Source organism: Curtobacterium sp. UCD-KPL2560, from assembly GCF_001705035.1.
In the GTDB taxonomy this organism is placed as follows: Bacteria; Actinomycetota; Actinomycetes; order Actinomycetales; family Microbacteriaceae; genus Curtobacterium.
On sequence record NZ_MCIG01000148.1, the window covers coordinates 1 to 1,552 of the forward strand.

At 68.2% G+C, this 1,552-nt stretch carries 1 protein-coding gene; it reads right to left on the bottom strand.

Annotated features, from left to right (window positions below):
* Positions 1 to 1,201: hypothetical protein (locus BEP24_RS16235; RefSeq protein ID WP_141693509.1), on the bottom strand; the 1,201-nt coding region annotated here is incomplete at its 3' end.
* Positions 1,202 to 1,552: the final 351 nt, after the last annotated feature.

Below are 1,552 nucleotides of genomic sequence, written 5' to 3' on the forward strand. Positions count from 1 at the left end.
CGGCCGAGCTCGCGTCGGTCCACTGCTGGACCTGTCCGGTCACGTCGAACGACGCCGTTCCGGTGTACCCGGCCGTGAAGTTCGTGCGGGATGCGTTACGGACGCCGCAGTTCCACGCGTAGGCCGAGGCCCACCCGGCGACCGACGTGGTCGCGGTCGCGGTCCCGGAGTTGGCCTGTGTCTCCGTCAGCTGTGCGGAGAGGATCTGCTTGCCGTAGAGCTGCTCGTACGGGAACTTCAACACGGTCCGCCAAACGCTCGGTGCGTTGTTGATCCGCGAGTTGCCGATGTTCGCGTACGACGCCGTCGCAGCCACGCTCTGACCGCTGTTCGTCGACATGTACGACTGCAGCGCCGACGGACCGTTCCAGATCGACGGGTCCAACGACACCGGGTACACCCGGGCATCGTCGCGGAGCCACTCGGCGTCGGGAGTCAGGGTGATCCGCCAGTCGTCCCCGGACAGGTGGTCGATGCTCACCGGGATCGTCGCGACGGCGTTGTCGGACTTGCCCGAGACACCGGACGAGTCCGTCATCAGCGGCGTCGGCGTCGAGAACACGGTCTTGCCGTCGTCGTCGACGAATTTGATCGATCCGACCGGGCCGTCCTCCACCGACAGGCCCGGAGCGTGCACCTTCCAGCTGTAGGACGGCTTCGTGGTCTTCGGAGCGCGCTCGAGGATCAGCGCCTCCTTCACTCCGCCGGCATCGACCTGGTACGACATGTCGGTCCCGGGCAGCACGTCGTCGTAGGCAACACCGTGCGATGCCTTGGCGTCCGGCTGGTCCGATGCGGCGAGCTGGCTCTTCGTCGGCGCGTGCGCGTCGGCGTCCCGTTCGCCCTCGAGCTCGAACGACACCCGGTCCCCCGTGGACGACGACGTGACCGTGTAGTCCGGACCGTCCTCCCCGGTCGACGCGGCGAACTCCGGCTGCAACGGGTGGTCATCGACTGCGAAGCCACCGCCGTCGGTCTCCTCGACCTTCGTCGAGATCGGCACCCAGTCCCCGGAGCCGTCCTTCACGTTCAGCGGCACGCGTGACATCTGCGTCACCTTGGTGCCGTTCGGGTTGGTCCACGTGTTCTGGTACGTCGACCGGGACGTCAGCTCGGCGCCCTTCGCGATCCCCGTGGCCGAGGCCCCTGCCGCAGGGTCCTTGCTGGCGGGAGCCTGGTCGTCCGGGTCTCCGGTCTTCATCGCCTTCGTCAGCAACGATCCGGGCGCCTGCAGACCGTTCGCAGCCAGTGACGAGCCCGCGTGGAGGTCGTCACCCTGCGACGACGGCAGCGCCGGCAGATCCGTCGGCGACGTCGCCGTGACCGGATCGGCATGCGCCGGCACGCCCACCAGCAGCCCAGCGACCAAGGCACTCGACGTGATGACCCCAGCGAGCACACCGGCTCGCGAAGAACGCCCCGACATGGGACTCCCCTACTACTGCAACGGGACGAACCCGAGAACGCTCCGCCCTCCCCTGGAGAGCACGGGCCTGAGCGTAGGGAAAGCGGGTCACAGGAAATTCTTCGCCCGTGGCCCCCGTTCGGGGCC